12 protein-coding genes and 1 riboswitch are annotated in these 13677 nt (G+C 39.0%); of the genes, 10 read left to right on the top strand and 2 right to left on the bottom strand.

Features of this window, described 5'->3' with window-relative positions; all coding sequences use genetic code 11:
• The first annotated feature begins 116 nt into the window (after positions 1-116).
• Positions 117-220, top strand: a riboswitch (glycine riboswitch).
• A 173-nt stretch (positions 221-393) separates the two neighbouring features.
• Genes NON16_RS23715 through NON16_RS23700 form a run of 4 tightly spaced genes read left to right on the top strand, consistent with a single transcriptional unit; the run spans position 394 to position 2268 of the window.
• Complete coding sequence (locus NON16_RS23715) at positions 394-879, top strand: serine dehydratase beta chain (RefSeq protein WP_257351928.1); 486 nt, start codon at positions 394-396, stop codon at positions 877-879.
• 33 nt (positions 880-912) lie between these two features.
• The gene (gene sdaAA, locus NON16_RS23710; protein WP_257351925.1) at positions 913-1887 is read left to right on the top strand and encodes an L-serine ammonia-lyase, iron-sulfur-dependent, subunit alpha; all 975 of its coding nucleotides are present in this window, start codon (positions 913-915) and stop codon (positions 1885-1887) included.
• Complete coding sequence (locus NON16_RS23705) at positions 1823-2128, top strand: iron-sulfur cluster biosynthesis family protein (RefSeq protein ID WP_257351924.1); 306 nt, start codon at positions 1823-1825, stop codon at positions 2126-2128. Before sdaAA ends, NON16_RS23705 begins: the two co-directional genes overlap by 65 nt.
• Positions 2113-2268, top strand: coding sequence for a hypothetical protein (locus tag NON16_RS23700; protein ID WP_257351922.1), 156 nt, complete (start codon positions 2113-2115; stop codon positions 2266-2268). The genes NON16_RS23705 and NON16_RS23700 overlap by 16 nt, the downstream gene beginning before the upstream one ends.
• Positions 2269-2453: 185 nt before the next feature.
• On the opposite strand, the gene NON16_RS23695 is transcribed toward NON16_RS23700, so the two are convergent.
• A complete protein-coding gene (locus NON16_RS23695) occupies positions 2454-4115 on the bottom strand; it encodes a glycoside hydrolase family 13 protein (RefSeq protein WP_257351920.1) in 1662 nt (553 codons plus the stop codon).
• A gap of 643 nt (positions 4116-4758) precedes the next feature.
• Here NON16_RS23695 and NON16_RS23690 point away from each other — a divergent pair.
• The 6 genes from NON16_RS23690 to NON16_RS23665 all read left to right on the top strand — a co-directional run bounded on the left by NON16_RS23690 (position 4759) and on the right by NON16_RS23665 (position 13031).
• Positions 4759-5325, top strand: coding sequence for an NERD domain-containing protein (locus NON16_RS23690; protein ID WP_257351919.1), 567 nt, complete (start codon positions 4759-4761; stop codon positions 5323-5325).
• 399 nt (positions 5326-5724) lie between these two features.
• Positions 5725-7362, top strand: a complete 1638-nt coding sequence (locus NON16_RS23685; RefSeq protein ID WP_257351918.1) for a DUF2339 domain-containing protein — start codon at positions 5725-5727, stop codon at positions 7360-7362.
• 457 nt (positions 7363-7819) lie between these two features.
• Positions 7820-9268 (top strand): amidase, encoded by a 1449-nt coding sequence (locus NON16_RS23680; RefSeq protein WP_257351917.1) that lies wholly within the window; start codon positions 7820-7822, stop codon positions 9266-9268.
• Positions 9269-9492: 224 nt separating this feature from the next.
• Positions 9493-10245 carry a DeoR/GlpR family DNA-binding transcription regulator gene (locus NON16_RS23675; protein ID WP_257351915.1) on the top strand — a complete coding sequence of 251 codons (753 nt, stop codon included), beginning with the start codon at positions 9493-9495 and terminating at the stop codon, positions 10243-10245.
• Positions 10242-11153: a 1-phosphofructokinase gene (gene pfkB / locus NON16_RS23670; protein WP_257351912.1), complete on the top strand. Its 912-nt coding sequence runs from the start codon at positions 10242-10244 to the stop codon at positions 11151-11153. The genes NON16_RS23675 and pfkB overlap by 4 nt, the downstream gene beginning before the upstream one ends.
• A gap of 12 nt (positions 11154-11165) precedes the next feature.
• Positions 11166-13031, top strand: coding sequence for a PTS fructose transporter subunit IIABC (locus tag NON16_RS23665; protein ID WP_257351910.1), 1866 nt, complete (start codon positions 11166-11168; stop codon positions 13029-13031).
• Between the two features lie 92 nt (positions 13032-13123).
• On the opposite strand, the gene NON16_RS23660 is transcribed toward NON16_RS23665, so the two are convergent.
• Positions 13124-13324, bottom strand: a complete 201-nt coding sequence (locus tag NON16_RS23660; protein WP_257351909.1) for an alpha/beta-type small acid-soluble spore protein — start codon at positions 13322-13324, stop codon at positions 13124-13126.
• Positions 13325-13677 lie beyond the last annotated feature (353 nt).

Here is a 13677-nt window from a genome sequence, read left to right as displayed (position 1 = left end):
TTATGTTTTCTTTATCGCACTTGAATAGGCCGCAACCGGTTTTTTTGATAAAAATATAAACTTTGACAAATAGCGGCGTTATCGGTGATAATGATGTAAGAATTGTATATATGCGAATGAGAATCGTAGGAGAGGTCGAGGAAAATAAATCGACACCGAAGGAGCAAGTTCCAAAAAACCATGGAACAAATCTCTCAGGTAAAAGAACTGCGATTGGACGCATCTCTGGAGAGCGCGAAAGCCACCAAAGGGGTAAATAACTCTCAGGTAAAAAGGACAGAGCAGGTGCCGATACACCTTCTTTGTCCTTTTTGTGTGCAAAAAAATAAGGTAGTTCAAAATGTGAAGGGGTACCGATATACAAGTCGTTTTCTTATAAAGGAGGCGTTATTGATGGGGTACAACAGTTGCTTTGATATTATTGGGCCAATCATGGTCGGTCCGTCTAGTTCGCATACCGCAGGTGCTGTATGGATTGGTAGAGCAGTTTTTGAACTGCTAGGTGAGGCTCCAGATCGGGTAGAAATCACTCTTTATGATTCTTTTGCGGAGACATATCAGGGACATGGAACGGATAAAGCCCTATTAGGCGGTCTACTCGGATTTGACACCGAAGATGTTCGAATTAAACATGCATATGATCATGCCGAAGAAATTAATCTAATCCACACATTCATATTAGAAGAATCCTGTCCTGAGTTTAATCATCCGAATGTGGCGATTATTAAGGCGGAAAAGGGGAACAAGATTTTAGAGGTAGGGGGGGCTTCAGTTGGCGGGGGGCTTTCTCAAATATTTCGTATAAATAATATAAAAGTAGAGTTTACGATTAGCACGAATGAGGACCTGAAGAAGGTAGTGAAATACAAAAATGCGTAAGTATTATAATAATTTGATGGAGGTGAGCGCAAAATGGACATTCAATCAACACGAGATTTATTAGATTATTGTCAACGAGAGAACAAGAGTATTGCAGAAGCTATGATTGACCAAGAACATTTTAAATCTGGAAAACCAAAACAAGAAATTTTTGATATGATGAAAGAACGTTTGGAGAAGATGCAAAGGGCAGTAAATGAAGGTCTTGAAGATGCATCAGAAGCACCTAGTGGTATTTCTGGTGGGGATGCTGTTAAGATGAGGGCATACATTGATGCAGGTGATGTTCTCTCAGGTTCAATCATTAGTGACGCAATGGCTTGTTCAATGGCGACCTCTGAGAGCAATGCAAGAATGGGTGTAATCGTTGCAACACCAACTGCTGGTGCGGCTGGAATCTTGCCTGGAGTATTATTTTCCTTGCACAAGAACACGGATCTCGATCTGGACAAGCTCGTAATGGGTCTTTTTACAGCGAGTATGCTCGGTTATATAATTGCAAATCGTTCATTCATTTCCGGTGCAGCTGGTGGTTGTCAGGCTGAAGTTGGATCCGCGACGGCAATGGCCGCAGGTACGATTGTTGAGTTGAAAGGCGGTTCACCACAGCAGGCAGTCCATGCAACGGCAATGGCAATGAAATCGTTATTGGGTCTTGTTTGTGATCCAGTTGCCGGTTTAGTTGAAGTACCGTGTATTAAGCGGAATGTAATTGGCACGTCCATTGCGTTTTCTGCTGCTGATATGGCTCTCGCAAGTATTGAAAGTAGAATTCCTTGTGACGAAGTGATCGACACTATGTATGATATAGGGAAGAACATGCCAAGGGCACTTCGTGAAACGGCTCTCGGTGGGCTTGCGATAACTCCAACAGGTAAACAGGTGAAGGAACGTCTGTTTTCGAAGACAAAGCTGGTGAAACAGCTAAAGGGAGAGAATAGCGATGAATCTCAAAATAACGATAATGGCATTAAAACAGCTTCGGGAGTTATCCCGGACAGAGAATAAAGTGCTTCGGATCGATGCTGAAATGCAAGGCGGTTGTGGAACAATGATGCGTTTTAAGCTTATTGAAGATGAACCGCGAAAAAGTGATATCGTTATAACAGCAGAAGGAATCGAGTTTTATGTCGATCTATTTACAAAACGGAATCTGGATGAAGAATTGACCTTGGATTATGATGAAAGTGAAGGATTTCTATTCGAATCAGAATGGGGTCCCATGGGTCTTGAATGTCATTTAGCATAGAACAACTGCCTGAATTCGGGCAGTTGTTTTTTTATGGATATGTTTCGAAGATTATTGAATTAAAACAGAAGGAACTAGAGATTGGACGAGAAAAATTCGAAATAATTGTAAGAAGTGAGGATGGAAAAAAACTGAATTAGTTAGGTGAAAAAGATCATATTTTAGAATTTGGTAGATGGTACGACATTTAAGAAAGATTAGGATTTGCTAAAGCTCAAGGCTACTTTCAACCTAAAATAAGTGGAAGGGATCACTCATAGGAATAACTGCTAAAAGTAAAATCCCCCTGCTCTAGTAGTAAATTTTGGCATGATAGCACTGCTGATTAGAGCAAGTACACACGCACCTCGTAAGGTTGGAGAATAATCTCATCACTTTCCTGCTCAGTAGAAGTGTAGTTTCTTAAAACCAATTGGCGATTATTGAGAGTACCCAATTCTTTAAAAGAAAATGATGCTTCTCGCTCACTTAAATTGATGATGATGATCGCTTTTTCACCTTTATATGTCCTAGTATAAACATAAAGCTGCGGATCTTTGGCCATTAAAAGGTCATAAACGCCATAGACAAAGACTTCATGTTTTTTTCGGATGCGAATCAACGATTGATAGAAGGCAAGAATAGAACCATCGTGAATTAACTGGCTCTCAACATTAATAGTTTTGTAATTTGGGTTAACACCTATCCACGGTGCACCAGAGGTAAAGCCACCATTCTCAGAATTATTCCACTGCATCGGTGTCCGTGAGTTGTCACGTCCTCTGGTCCAAATCACTTCCATCAATTCATCATGCGATTTTCCCAGCCTAATACCCTCTTCATAAAAGTTGAGCATCCCAACATCATCGTAGTTGTTAATCGATGAAAATTGAACATTTGTCATCCCGATTTCTTGTCCTTGATAAATATATGGAGTACCATGCATCAAAAAATAACATGCTGCGAGTGCTTTAGCTGATTCACTATGGTATTTTTTATCATCACCAAAACGGGAAACAGATCGTGTCTGATCATGATTTTCCAAATATAATGCATTCCAGCCCCGGTTTTCTAATCCTTTTTGCCAACGGGACAAAATCTGCTTGAACTGAATGAGATCAAAGGAGGTGTCTCTTCCTTTTTCCCATAATCCCATATGTTCAAATTGAAAAATCATATTGAAGTATCCGTCTTTTTCACCAACCCACTTTTCGGAGTCGTCAATGGTAACTCCATTTGCTTCACCAACTGTCATAATGTCAAATTTATCAAAGGTTTTTTCTTTAAGTTCTGTCAAATAGTCATCAATACCTTCACGGTTCATATGACCGTCAAATGAGGGTACATACTCTTTCTGATCAGGGTTTGGTAAATCTGGGAAGCCAGGAATCTTTTTAATATGACTGATTGCATCTACTCGAAAGCCATCAATGCCTTTCTCGAGCCACCAGTTGATCATTGCATAAATATCATTTCGCAAAGCTGGGTTTTCCCAATTCAGGTCAGGCTGCTTGGTTGCAAAAACGTGCATATAGTATTCAGTTGTTTGACTATCAAACTCCCAAGCGGAGCCTCCAAAAATAGATTCCCAGTTGTTCGGTTCGTGCCCATATTTCCCGGGATGCCAAATGTAGTAATCGCGATAAGGATTATCTTTAGACTTTCTGGCCTCGATAAACCATGGGTGCTCATCAGATGTATGATTAACGACGAGATCCATGATCAATTTCATTCCCCTGTGGTGGACTTCAGATAAAAGTTGATTGAAGTCTTCCATTGTGCCGAATTCGTCCAATATTCCCTTGTAATCACTAATGTCATATCCATTATCTGCATTAGGAGATTGGTAGATTGGACAAATCCAAATGACATCAATACCAAGAGTCATCAGATAATCAAGCTTAGAAATAATCCCTTGGATGTCACCAATACCATCGCCATTACTATCCATAAAACTCCGTGGATAAATTTGATAAACGACACTTTCTTTCCACCATTTTTTTGTCATGAAAGTCACTCTCCTCATACCCCTAGTTACGTTTCCATATTGATTGTTATAATATAAGTGCAATCGTTTGCATTTAAAGCCAAAAAAACTTGTAAGCGTTCTATTTCTCACCTAATCATACCTTTTTCCACTCCCTATTGCAATCTGGTATTCGGGATCAAAAAAAACACATGAATTATTTTATGTTTGAGGTTCCTTATGAAAAAGCGATTAGGACTTTGCTGGAAGTGAATAAACACTTTCCAGAGGTAATGAAGAAGTTGTCTATGGATAAATTCGGATCAGATCATATTGTTTAACTAAGATTGAGGCAGACTTACTAGTAAAGTTTCATACTGGTAAGTCTGTTTTTTCGTTTCGGTGCTACTTCATGCGGGCCCTTTTTACTATGCGTGGCCAATATAATTTAATCCGCGGCCGAAATATCAGATTCTGTGACCGGTATATTGTGTTCCGTGACCGATAAAAGCGGTTTCTGTTGTTGATTTAAAATTCCTTTTTATAAAAAACTCTATTAAAAGAAGGAATTTCCTCGGATTTTACAGAAAATCTATTTCTAAATGCAATAAGGAGTGATAAGTTGATCAAAAAGGACTGCAAAAACCATTTAAAGTTAAGAAACTTGAATCACTTTTAAGACATATTGATCGTAACTTTCTCTGTTTTCCTAATTATTGAGGTGAAAAATATCTCCGGAACCCTTATTTTTGATAATGAAAATAATCAGCTTATTCAGTACGATGGAAAAGAAGAAATATTCCCTAATCCGGTCCAACAAGTAAAACATCAAAAGTTCCAATTAAGTCAATGGATGGAACGGTATAAAATCCCTCAGATTCCAATCGATACGTTAGTAGTCATAACAAATTCATCCTCAAAAATCCAATCTATATCCCCCGACATCAAAATTCCTGATATCGTCATTCGTAGTACGATCCTTTTAGAAAGAATTGAAAAAATCATCACATTATATAGGAATGAACAACTGACACTGACAAATAAAGAAATCAACAAATTAAGCAAACAATTAAACAAGCAGCATACTGAAAATGACCCTGATCTCTTCAATCAATTCCAAGTTTCTAAAAGAGAACTTCTTAAGGGTGTTTATTGTCCTGTTTGCATCATGAAAATTATGAGAAGGGTAAATGGGATATGGTCTTGTTATCAGTGTTTCTATTTCTCAAAGGATACGCATAAGATCCTTTAGACGATTTCGTTTTATTAATCAGCCCCACAATAACCAATCAACAATTCCGTGATTTCCTTCAAATTAAGTCCCCATCAACAGCAAATAAAATAATCGCCTCTATGAATTTAAAACACATTGGTTCTAACAAGGAAAGGTTTATCATTTAAGAGAGAAAGATGATTAGGAAAAATACAGTTCAAACTTTTACGCAATATCCTTAAAATGCTTCAGAACTTAAATAAAGAATAATAATCTTTTTCAAATAAGGTAAATGATCTGGATAAATTGTCCAGAAAAAAGGACCATATAATCTTATAACGAAACTAATAAGATAGAAGAAAAGGGGGCTAGCTGAACGAAAAAGTTTTACGACACAGATAAATAAGTTTATTGAATTTCTGAAAGTAGGTGAAAAGAGTGTCGGATGATTCGAAAATTCAAGAGCTTGAAGAGCGGGTTCGAGTGTTAGAAGCACAGGTGAATAAACTTTCGAGTCACTCTTCAAATGTATATCTGCAAGGGAAACCGCAACTTAACAACCAACAAATACAAAGAACGGGACCTCAAATCCCTAATCCTCCTTACGAGTCAAAAGATCCTGTGGACTGGGAACGGTTAATCGGTCAAGTATGGCTACCGAGAATTTTTATATTTGTCCTATTATTAGGAGTTATCTGGGGATTTAAAGCAGCTTCAGATGTCGGGGTCTTAAATGAAGGGGTTCGGTGTATAATCGGCTTTATAGCTGGATTTGGATTGATAATGTTAGGTGAATACCAGATTAAAAGAACACGAGTTGCTCTTGGCCAGGTGTTGTTAGGTGGATCGATTACGGTTCTTGTAGTATCAACATTTGCAACCCACGTATTATATGGCTTTGTCGGGACAACATTGGCTTTTACGTTAAATTTGATTTGGATAGCCCTCGGTATTTTCTTTGCAATTCGGCATCGGTCGGAAGTATTGGCAATACTTTCCACTGTTGGAGGATATTTGGTACCGTTTTTACTAGATAGCGAAACGGGTAATACGCTCTTCTTTGTCAGTTATGAAACAATCTTTTCCATAGGTATGCTGATCTTTGCGTTTAAAAAGAATTATTGGAAATTACATATAGTTGCCGCTGCACTATTGCCGATCGTATTTGCTATTTATAGTGTCTTTACAATATTTGAGGATGAGATCGCCATTGTTACGTATGGAATTTATGTGCAACACCTAACCTTATTAGGTATCTTCTTTATCAAGAAGTCATATTTTAAATCGCAACAAATGGTCCTGAGTCTTTCATTTCTCGCTTCGGTTGGATATACGTATTTAGGATTTGGTAATGAACAAATTCCTTGGGTGTTATTAGGTTTTGGTGTTATGTATCTGTTTATTAATGGTTACCTTCATGTGCGTCATCACCTAAAAGAAAGTAAGGTTGTATTTCCAATTGCTCTCCTAGCCTTTTTGTTTTATTTTATGGAAGTGTTTGGAGGTAGAGAGCTCGGAATGGTCTTAATGTTACAAGGGACACTCGCGATCTATTTAGGTTTTACAACAAAATTGAAAACACAGCAATTCAGCGGTGCCTTCGTCTATATAATCGGAGCTTTGAATACGGTAGGATTACGAATGGAAGTATTCAATTCTATACCGACCTGGGGTTGGACGACGTTTGTTGCGACGCTCTGGTTGCTAACGTATCTTACTAGACGTGATAAAGATGTAATTCCTTCTGAAATACGGAATATTTTATTCGGTTCAACAGCCGTTGCTGTTCTAGTCTATATCAGTCAATTAAGCCATGTGTTTACTAAGGATGAAAGTATCAATTCACAATATTTAGCGATGACAATTGCTTGGATTGTGTATGCAATTTGCGGTGCTGTGTATGGTGTCATAAAAAATAATCGCTCTGTACGAATTCTCGGTATCGCACTGATCTTTCTCTCATTAGGAAAACTCATCTTTATTGATTTGCCGAACGTATCAATTGTTGTTCGCGCAGTATTATTCATGATCGTCGGTGCAACTGGTGTGATTATCTCCAGATTTTTTTACAAGTAAAGAAAGTATAACTTTTTGATGCATAGATGTAATGTCTAGCTCCAGCACCCAGCCACTTGGATCACTTCAGACCTCCTGCGGCGGCGACAGCCTTCTCGTCGGTCTTCCAGTGACCTTCGTGGCTAGACAGGGCGCTTGCGCTTTTCTTACTCGAACGAGAAAACCGAATCGCAATAAATGAAGAATTTAGACAGTGACTCCTTTTGAAATTTAGTTCAGAAGGAGTTTTTCCTTTGCATCTTTTAAAAGAAGCTTTTTGAAATTAACATCAACCTTGATAAAGTTGATGTTACGTGCCCAACAGCTGTTCTATTCTTTTTTGAGCATAAAGAAAGGAATGTTTTAGGCTTATCACGTATATTAACAATATAAGGAACTTTTCTGAATAGTAAGATCCTGTCACTGTGATTGTGCTGCTAAAATATAATTCAGGACAGAAAAGGTGGGATTCGATGATATGTCTATTTTAGATATGGATGCACTGGACATTGCTGAGCAAATAAAGAATCGGAAGCTTACATCTGAAAAAGCTACAAGGACCTATATAAACCATTTAAAAACGGTCAATCCATTTATTAATTGCCTTGTCGAAGATCGCTTTGAAACTGCAATAGAAGAAGCTAAACAATCTGATGAGCTTTTAAAAAGTGGACATAAAAAAGGGAAGTTGTTTGGTGTCCCAATTAGTGTCAAAGAATGCTTTGATGTAGAGGGGATGAAGACGACAGGTGGTTTAACCCATCGGAAAAATGAAATCGCTTCCATTGATGCTGATGTTGTTCATCGGTTAAAGGAAGAAGGGTCAATCATTCTTGGTAAAACGAATACCCCGTCGCTTTGTTACTATCAGGAGACTGATAATCCCCTTTACGGGCGTACGAACAATCCGTGGGATCTTAACTGTACAGCTGGTGGATCCAGTGGGGGAGAGGGTGCACTAATGGCAGTCGGAGGAGCTGCAGTAGGATTAGGAGCTGATATTGGAGGTTCAATCAGATTCCCTTGTCATTTTAACGGTGTTGTTGGTTTCAAGTCTGGAAGTGATCAAGTATCACAGAACGGGCATTATCCTTATATTGAACTCGAAGAACAGCAAAGAATGCTTGGAATTGGAGCCATGGGGAAAAGTGTTCGTGATGCAAGATTGATAAATACTATTCTTACAAAAAGAAAGTCAGAGAGCGTCGACATTAGCTCATTTGAAATGATTGTTCCTCAATATTACTCATCCCCATTAGGTGTAGAGTCAGGCCGTTTAATACGTAAGTTATATGAAGAGATAGAAACCGATTTCGATGTCAAAAATGATAATCATGTTCCCCTATTGCAGGAATCTGCGTTAATTTGGCAGCAGCTTATGTCGATGGATGGGGGAACTTCTTTACGAACGCATTTACATGAACGAGTAAGTCCCTATAGAGAATTTGTAAAAGCCAAGCTTTCAAAATCGGACTACCATTCATATTTAACCTGGGCGATGATTGGTATGAGACTTTTCAAACCATCATCGAAAAGGTTAAAAACAATTCATGAACATTTGAAAATAGGTGATGAAAAGGTTAAAGCGTTTTATGACAAACGAATCCTTGTCATGCCAGTTTATCACTCCCCAGCTCCTAAACATGGCGTTCTTTATAAGGAGTTATTCTCAATAAAAAAAACATTTTTGCGGTATATGCCCTATATTGCATATGCAAATGTATGGGGTCTACCATCTTTAATTGTTCCTGTTGGAGAAAGTGCAAAAGGCCTACCAATTTCTGTTCAACTTGTATCGAGGGTTGGAAATGAAGAGGCGCTTTTTCAATTAGGAGAAATCCTTGAAAAAAGCTTTAGAGGATATACACGTTGTGAGGAATATGATCATAAAGACGTTTCAGAAGAAACTACCGAGCAATTAGCATAAATCGATTGCTTTTAATTATAATGCAAAGTGGGTGGTTCATATAAATCAGAATCATCCCCCTCTAGATGTTTTTACTTTAGTTTTCTATCTCTAGCGCTTGTCGCCTATTCAGGGCGATGGCGCTTTTTATTATTCAAAAATGATAGTTTTTGAATACATTTGGATGATTATGATTGATATTTGAATGAAAATGATATATTCTACAATAGAAAGCAGGTGTGAAAATGCTTACAACAAAACGACAACAGATTATTTTATCGATCTTAAAAAAACAACTGAATGCAACTATACATGAATTGAGTGAGGCAACGAATGCATCCATTTCAACAATCAGGCGTGATCTTGAGCAGCTTGAAAAGGAAGAAAAACTAAAGCGAGTTCATGGTGGTGCGTCTTACATCCAAACAAAATTATATGAACCTAAACTTGAGGACAAACAAGGTTTGAACGAGGTGGCAAAGGAGCAGATCGCGATTGAAGCAGGTTCACTCGTTGAAGAAGGAGACTGTTTATTTATAGATGCTGGTACAACTACCCGACATATATTACCGCACCTTGTAGGGAAAAATAATGTGGTTGTTACAAATGCGTATCACTTTGTTGATTTTCTACTAAGGCAAGGTATCGAAACTTACATTACCGGTGGACGTGCAAAAAGTAAAACTGGTGCTCTTATCGGTGTACAAGCTGAAGATTCATTGATGTCGTTTCGTTTTGATAAATGCTTTGTTGGGATTAACGGAATTCACCCTGTGCACGGGTTTACAACTCCTGATCCTGAAGAAGCACGAATTAAAAGAATGGCAATTGAATTGTCAAGGGAAGCCTATGTCGTAGCCGATGAAACTAAATTTCAGGAGGTTTCATTCTCAAAAGTGGCCGATTTGAAAAAGGCATCTATAATTACAGACTTGAATGAGACAACGCTGATTTCAGCTTTAGCTAAGTTAACAGAAGTGAGGGTGGTTAATAAATGATCTACACAGTAACGTTAAATCCTTCATTGGATTATATTGTTTCGCTTGATCGCCTTGAACCTGGAACAGTTAATCGATCAAGCGAAACGTACATGTTTCCTGGTGGAAAAGGTATTAATGTATCTCGAGTACTTCACCGTCTTGGGAATCCTTCAAAGGCGTTGGGTTTCCTTGGAGGATATACTGGAAAGTTTATCGTGGATGCTTTGCACGATGAGAGCATCGAAACTGATTTTGTATCCGTCGAAGAGAATACTCGAATAAATGTCAAAGTTAAAGCGGATGAGGAAACTGAAATCAATGGTACTTCTTCAGAAATTAGATCCACACACCTTGATAAATTGAAGGAAAAACTCCTCGAAGTAACCGAAGATGATGTCGTTATTTTTGCGGGCAGTATGCCAGAAAACCTCAAGCCATCCTTGTATCGAGATCTTATAGAGTTACTTCCAAAGGGGACAAGAACGGTCGTTGATACGAAAGGCGTTCCATTGAGTCAAGCTGTGTTAGCTAACCCGTTTTTAATTAAGCCAAATCATCACGAGCTTGGAGATTTATTTAATGTTGAAATTGATTCGGTAGAGGACGCAGCTACGTATGCCAGACACCTTATTGAAGATGGCGCACAAAATGTAATTGTTTCAATGGCTGGTGATGGTGCATTATTGGCTACCAAAAAAGTTACGTATTTTTGTAATGTTCCGAGTGGGGAAGTTGTGAACTCTGTTGGAGCAGGTGACTCTGTAGTTGCTGGATTTGTCTCGAGGTATATCCTTTCAGAAAAAGTATCAGACGCCTTCAAATATGGGATTGCCGCTGGAAGTGCTTCCGCTTTCTCCATCGGTTTTTGTACGCAAAGTGAAGTAAATGAACTTTATAAAGGCATTGAGGTAAACAAATTAGGGTAGGGGGAGAGCTAGATGAATATATCTGACCTTATAACAAAAAGCACACTTATCTTGGATTTAGAATCATCAACAAAACAGGGTGTAATTGATGAGCTATCCAGTACTCTTGAAAAAACAGGGAAAGTATCGGATATTAGTCAATTTAGGGCTGCAATTCATGATCGAGAACGTGAAAGTACAACAGGTATCGGGGAGGGTATTGCGATTCCCCACGCAAAAAACAGTTCGGTAATGGAACCAACAATTGTCTTCGGACGTTCATTAACTGGGATTGACTATGAAGCACTTGATGGTCAGCCAAGTCATTTATTCTTTATGATTGCGGTCCCAGAGGGTGCGAACAATGAACACTTAAATGCGTTGTCACGATTGTCGACCTATTTAATGGACCAAAATTTCCGATCTAAACTAACCGCAGCAAAGTCAGCGGAAGATATCCTTCAAACAATTAAGGATAAGGAAGTAGAAGAAGGAGACTCAGGAAAAGAAACTCCTTCTAATGAAAATACGCAAACAGGAAGCAGGAAAAAAATAGTCGCAGTTACTGCTTGTCCGACAGGGATTGCCCACACCTATATGGCAGCAGATAGCTTAAAAGCCAAAGCGAAGGAACTTGGGTATAGCATCAAGGTTCAAACAAATGGATCGAGCGGAGTTAAAAATAAATTAACAAAACAAGATATTGCTGAAGCAGAAGGTGTCATTGTAGCCGCAAGTACGAAAGTGGATTTAGAGCCCTTCGTAGGAAAATCAGTTGTACAGGTGCCTGTAACAGATGGAATACGTGACCCAGAACACTTAATCGAAAAGGCTGCAAACGCCGAGGCGCCGATCTATAAGAGTCGAACTAAATCTGACCAAGACACTAACACTGATGCTAATGTTGACAGTAAAAAGAGCGGATTTTATAAACATTTAATGAACGGCGTTTCAAACATGCTACCTCTCGTAGTCGGTGGAGGTATTTTAATAGCACTTTCGTTTATGATTGATATCGATGGAAACAATCCATTTGCGAAAATGCTCATGACCATCGGCGGGGACAATGCCTTTTTCTTACTTGTGCCTGTCTTATCTGGGTTTATCGCAATTAGTATCGCTGATCGTCCAGGGCTTGCCCCAGGTCTTGTTGGGGGTTTAATGGCTGCCACAGGTGGAGCAGGTTTTCTCGGAGGCTTGATCTCAGGTTTTGTTGCGGGATATATTGTCCAAGGACTGAAGAAGCTCTTACAAAACCTTCCTAATTCATTGGAAGGACTAAAACCAGTATTGCTTTACCCACTATTTAGTATCTTGTTAATTGGTATGTTCATGACGTTAATTGTAGGACCCCTTGAATCTTTCAATTCGTGGTTAGAATCTGCTCTCACTAATCTAGGTACTGGAAATGCGGTACTGCTTGGACTATTACTTGGCGGGATGATGGCCATCGACATGGGTGGACCGATTAATAAAGCGGCCTATACATTTGGGATTGCACTTGTTGAAGCGGGAAATTATGCACCGATGGCGGCGATTATGGCAGGTGGAATGGTGCCCCCGCTTGGACTAGCGTTAGCAACAACCTTGTTTAAAAGCAAATTCACCAAGCAAGAAAGAGAGGCTGGTAAAACGTCGTATGTGTTGGGAGCTTCGTTTATAACTGAAGGTGCGATACCTTTTGCTGCAGCTGACCCTGCGCGTATAATTCCTGCAGCAGTTGCCGGTTCTACAATTGCTGGTGGTTTATCTATGCTATTCGGAAATACCACACCTGCTCCTCACGGTGGAATTTTTGTAATCTTCACTGTAGAAAATGCTCTTTTATACGTGTTGGCAATTGTAATTGGAGCAATCGTTACGGCTTTTATGACAGGGATATTGAAAAAAAAGGCGTAAGAACAAAACGTTCTTAGCCTTTATATAGAAAGAAATAAAAAAGGATGACCCCTTTCTTAAACTTGCGGGCCATCCTGCTTACCGAGGGATGCTTAACGAGCTCCGCCCATTTGTTGCTGAGCCATTTGAACAAGACGCTTCGTGATTTCTCCACCTACTGATCCATTAGAGCGAGAAGTTGTGTCTGGTCCAAGTTGTACGCCGAATTCTCCAGCAATCTCAGTTTTCATTTGGTCGATTGCTGCCTGTGCACCTGGAGCTACCAATTGGTTGCTGTTATTACGTTGTGCCATGCTGTACGCCTCCTTCAATTTGTAAGTAAAAAAGGTAGTTGTTTACCTTTCAATCTAAGTATCTGACAAATCTGATTACCTATGCTCGGTAATTTATGGAAAAAATATTTAACATTTCATTCCTATTCCTAGACTTTATAAATTAATTTGTAATAAAAACAAAAAAGAATAGAAAGAACGTTGAGGGTAACCCTGAACTGTATCCCGAATAATGGACACTTATAAAAAAAGTCCGTTATTCGGGATTTTTTGTGTTAACTTACACGGAAAACCCGTTATAATCAAAACAAATGGAGAGAACGGGGAATCAAGTATGAGTAAACGAATCTTTAACGAATTTCAACGTAGACAAC

Origin of the sequence: Pseudalkalibacillus decolorationis, assembly GCF_024609785.1 — a bacterium.
GTDB lineage: Bacteria > Bacillota > Bacilli > Bacillales > Fictibacillaceae > Pseudalkalibacillus > Pseudalkalibacillus decolorationis.
The sequence above is the reverse complement of the archived record's forward strand: the minus strand, read 5'-3'. Positions and strand labels throughout refer to the sequence as shown.

Excerpts from the sequence above, each read along its gene's own strand:
- NON16_RS23715 (WP_257351928.1), top strand. The coding sequence starts at position 394 with ATGGGGTACAACAGTTGCTTTGATATTATTGGGCCAATCATGGTCGGT.
- sdaAA (WP_257351925.1), top strand. The coding sequence starts at position 913 with ATGGACATTCAATCAACACGAGATTTATTAGATTATTGTCAACGAGAG.
- NON16_RS23705 (WP_257351924.1), top strand. The coding sequence starts at position 1,823 with ATGAATCTCAAAATAACGATAATGGCATTAAAACAGCTTCGGGAGTTA.
- NON16_RS23700 (WP_257351922.1), top strand. The coding sequence starts at position 2,113 with ATGTCATTTAGCATAGAACAACTGCCTGAATTCGGGCAGTTGTTTTTT.
- NON16_RS23695 (WP_257351920.1), bottom strand. The coding sequence starts at position 4,115 with ATGACAAAAAAATGGTGGAAAGAAAGTGTCGTTTATCAAATTTATCCA.
- NON16_RS23680 (WP_257351917.1), top strand. The coding sequence starts at position 7,820 with ATGTCTATTTTAGATATGGATGCACTGGACATTGCTGAGCAAATAAAG.
- NON16_RS23675 (WP_257351915.1), top strand. The coding sequence starts at position 9,493 with ATGCTTACAACAAAACGACAACAGATTATTTTATCGATCTTAAAAAAA.
- pfkB (WP_257351912.1), top strand. The coding sequence starts at position 10,242 with ATGATCTACACAGTAACGTTAAATCCTTCATTGGATTATATTGTTTCG.
- NON16_RS23665 (WP_257351910.1), top strand. The coding sequence starts at position 11,166 with ATGAATATATCTGACCTTATAACAAAAAGCACACTTATCTTGGATTTA.
- NON16_RS23660 (WP_257351909.1), bottom strand. The coding sequence starts at position 13,324 with ATGGCACAACGTAATAACAGCAACCAATTGGTAGCTCCAGGTGCACAG.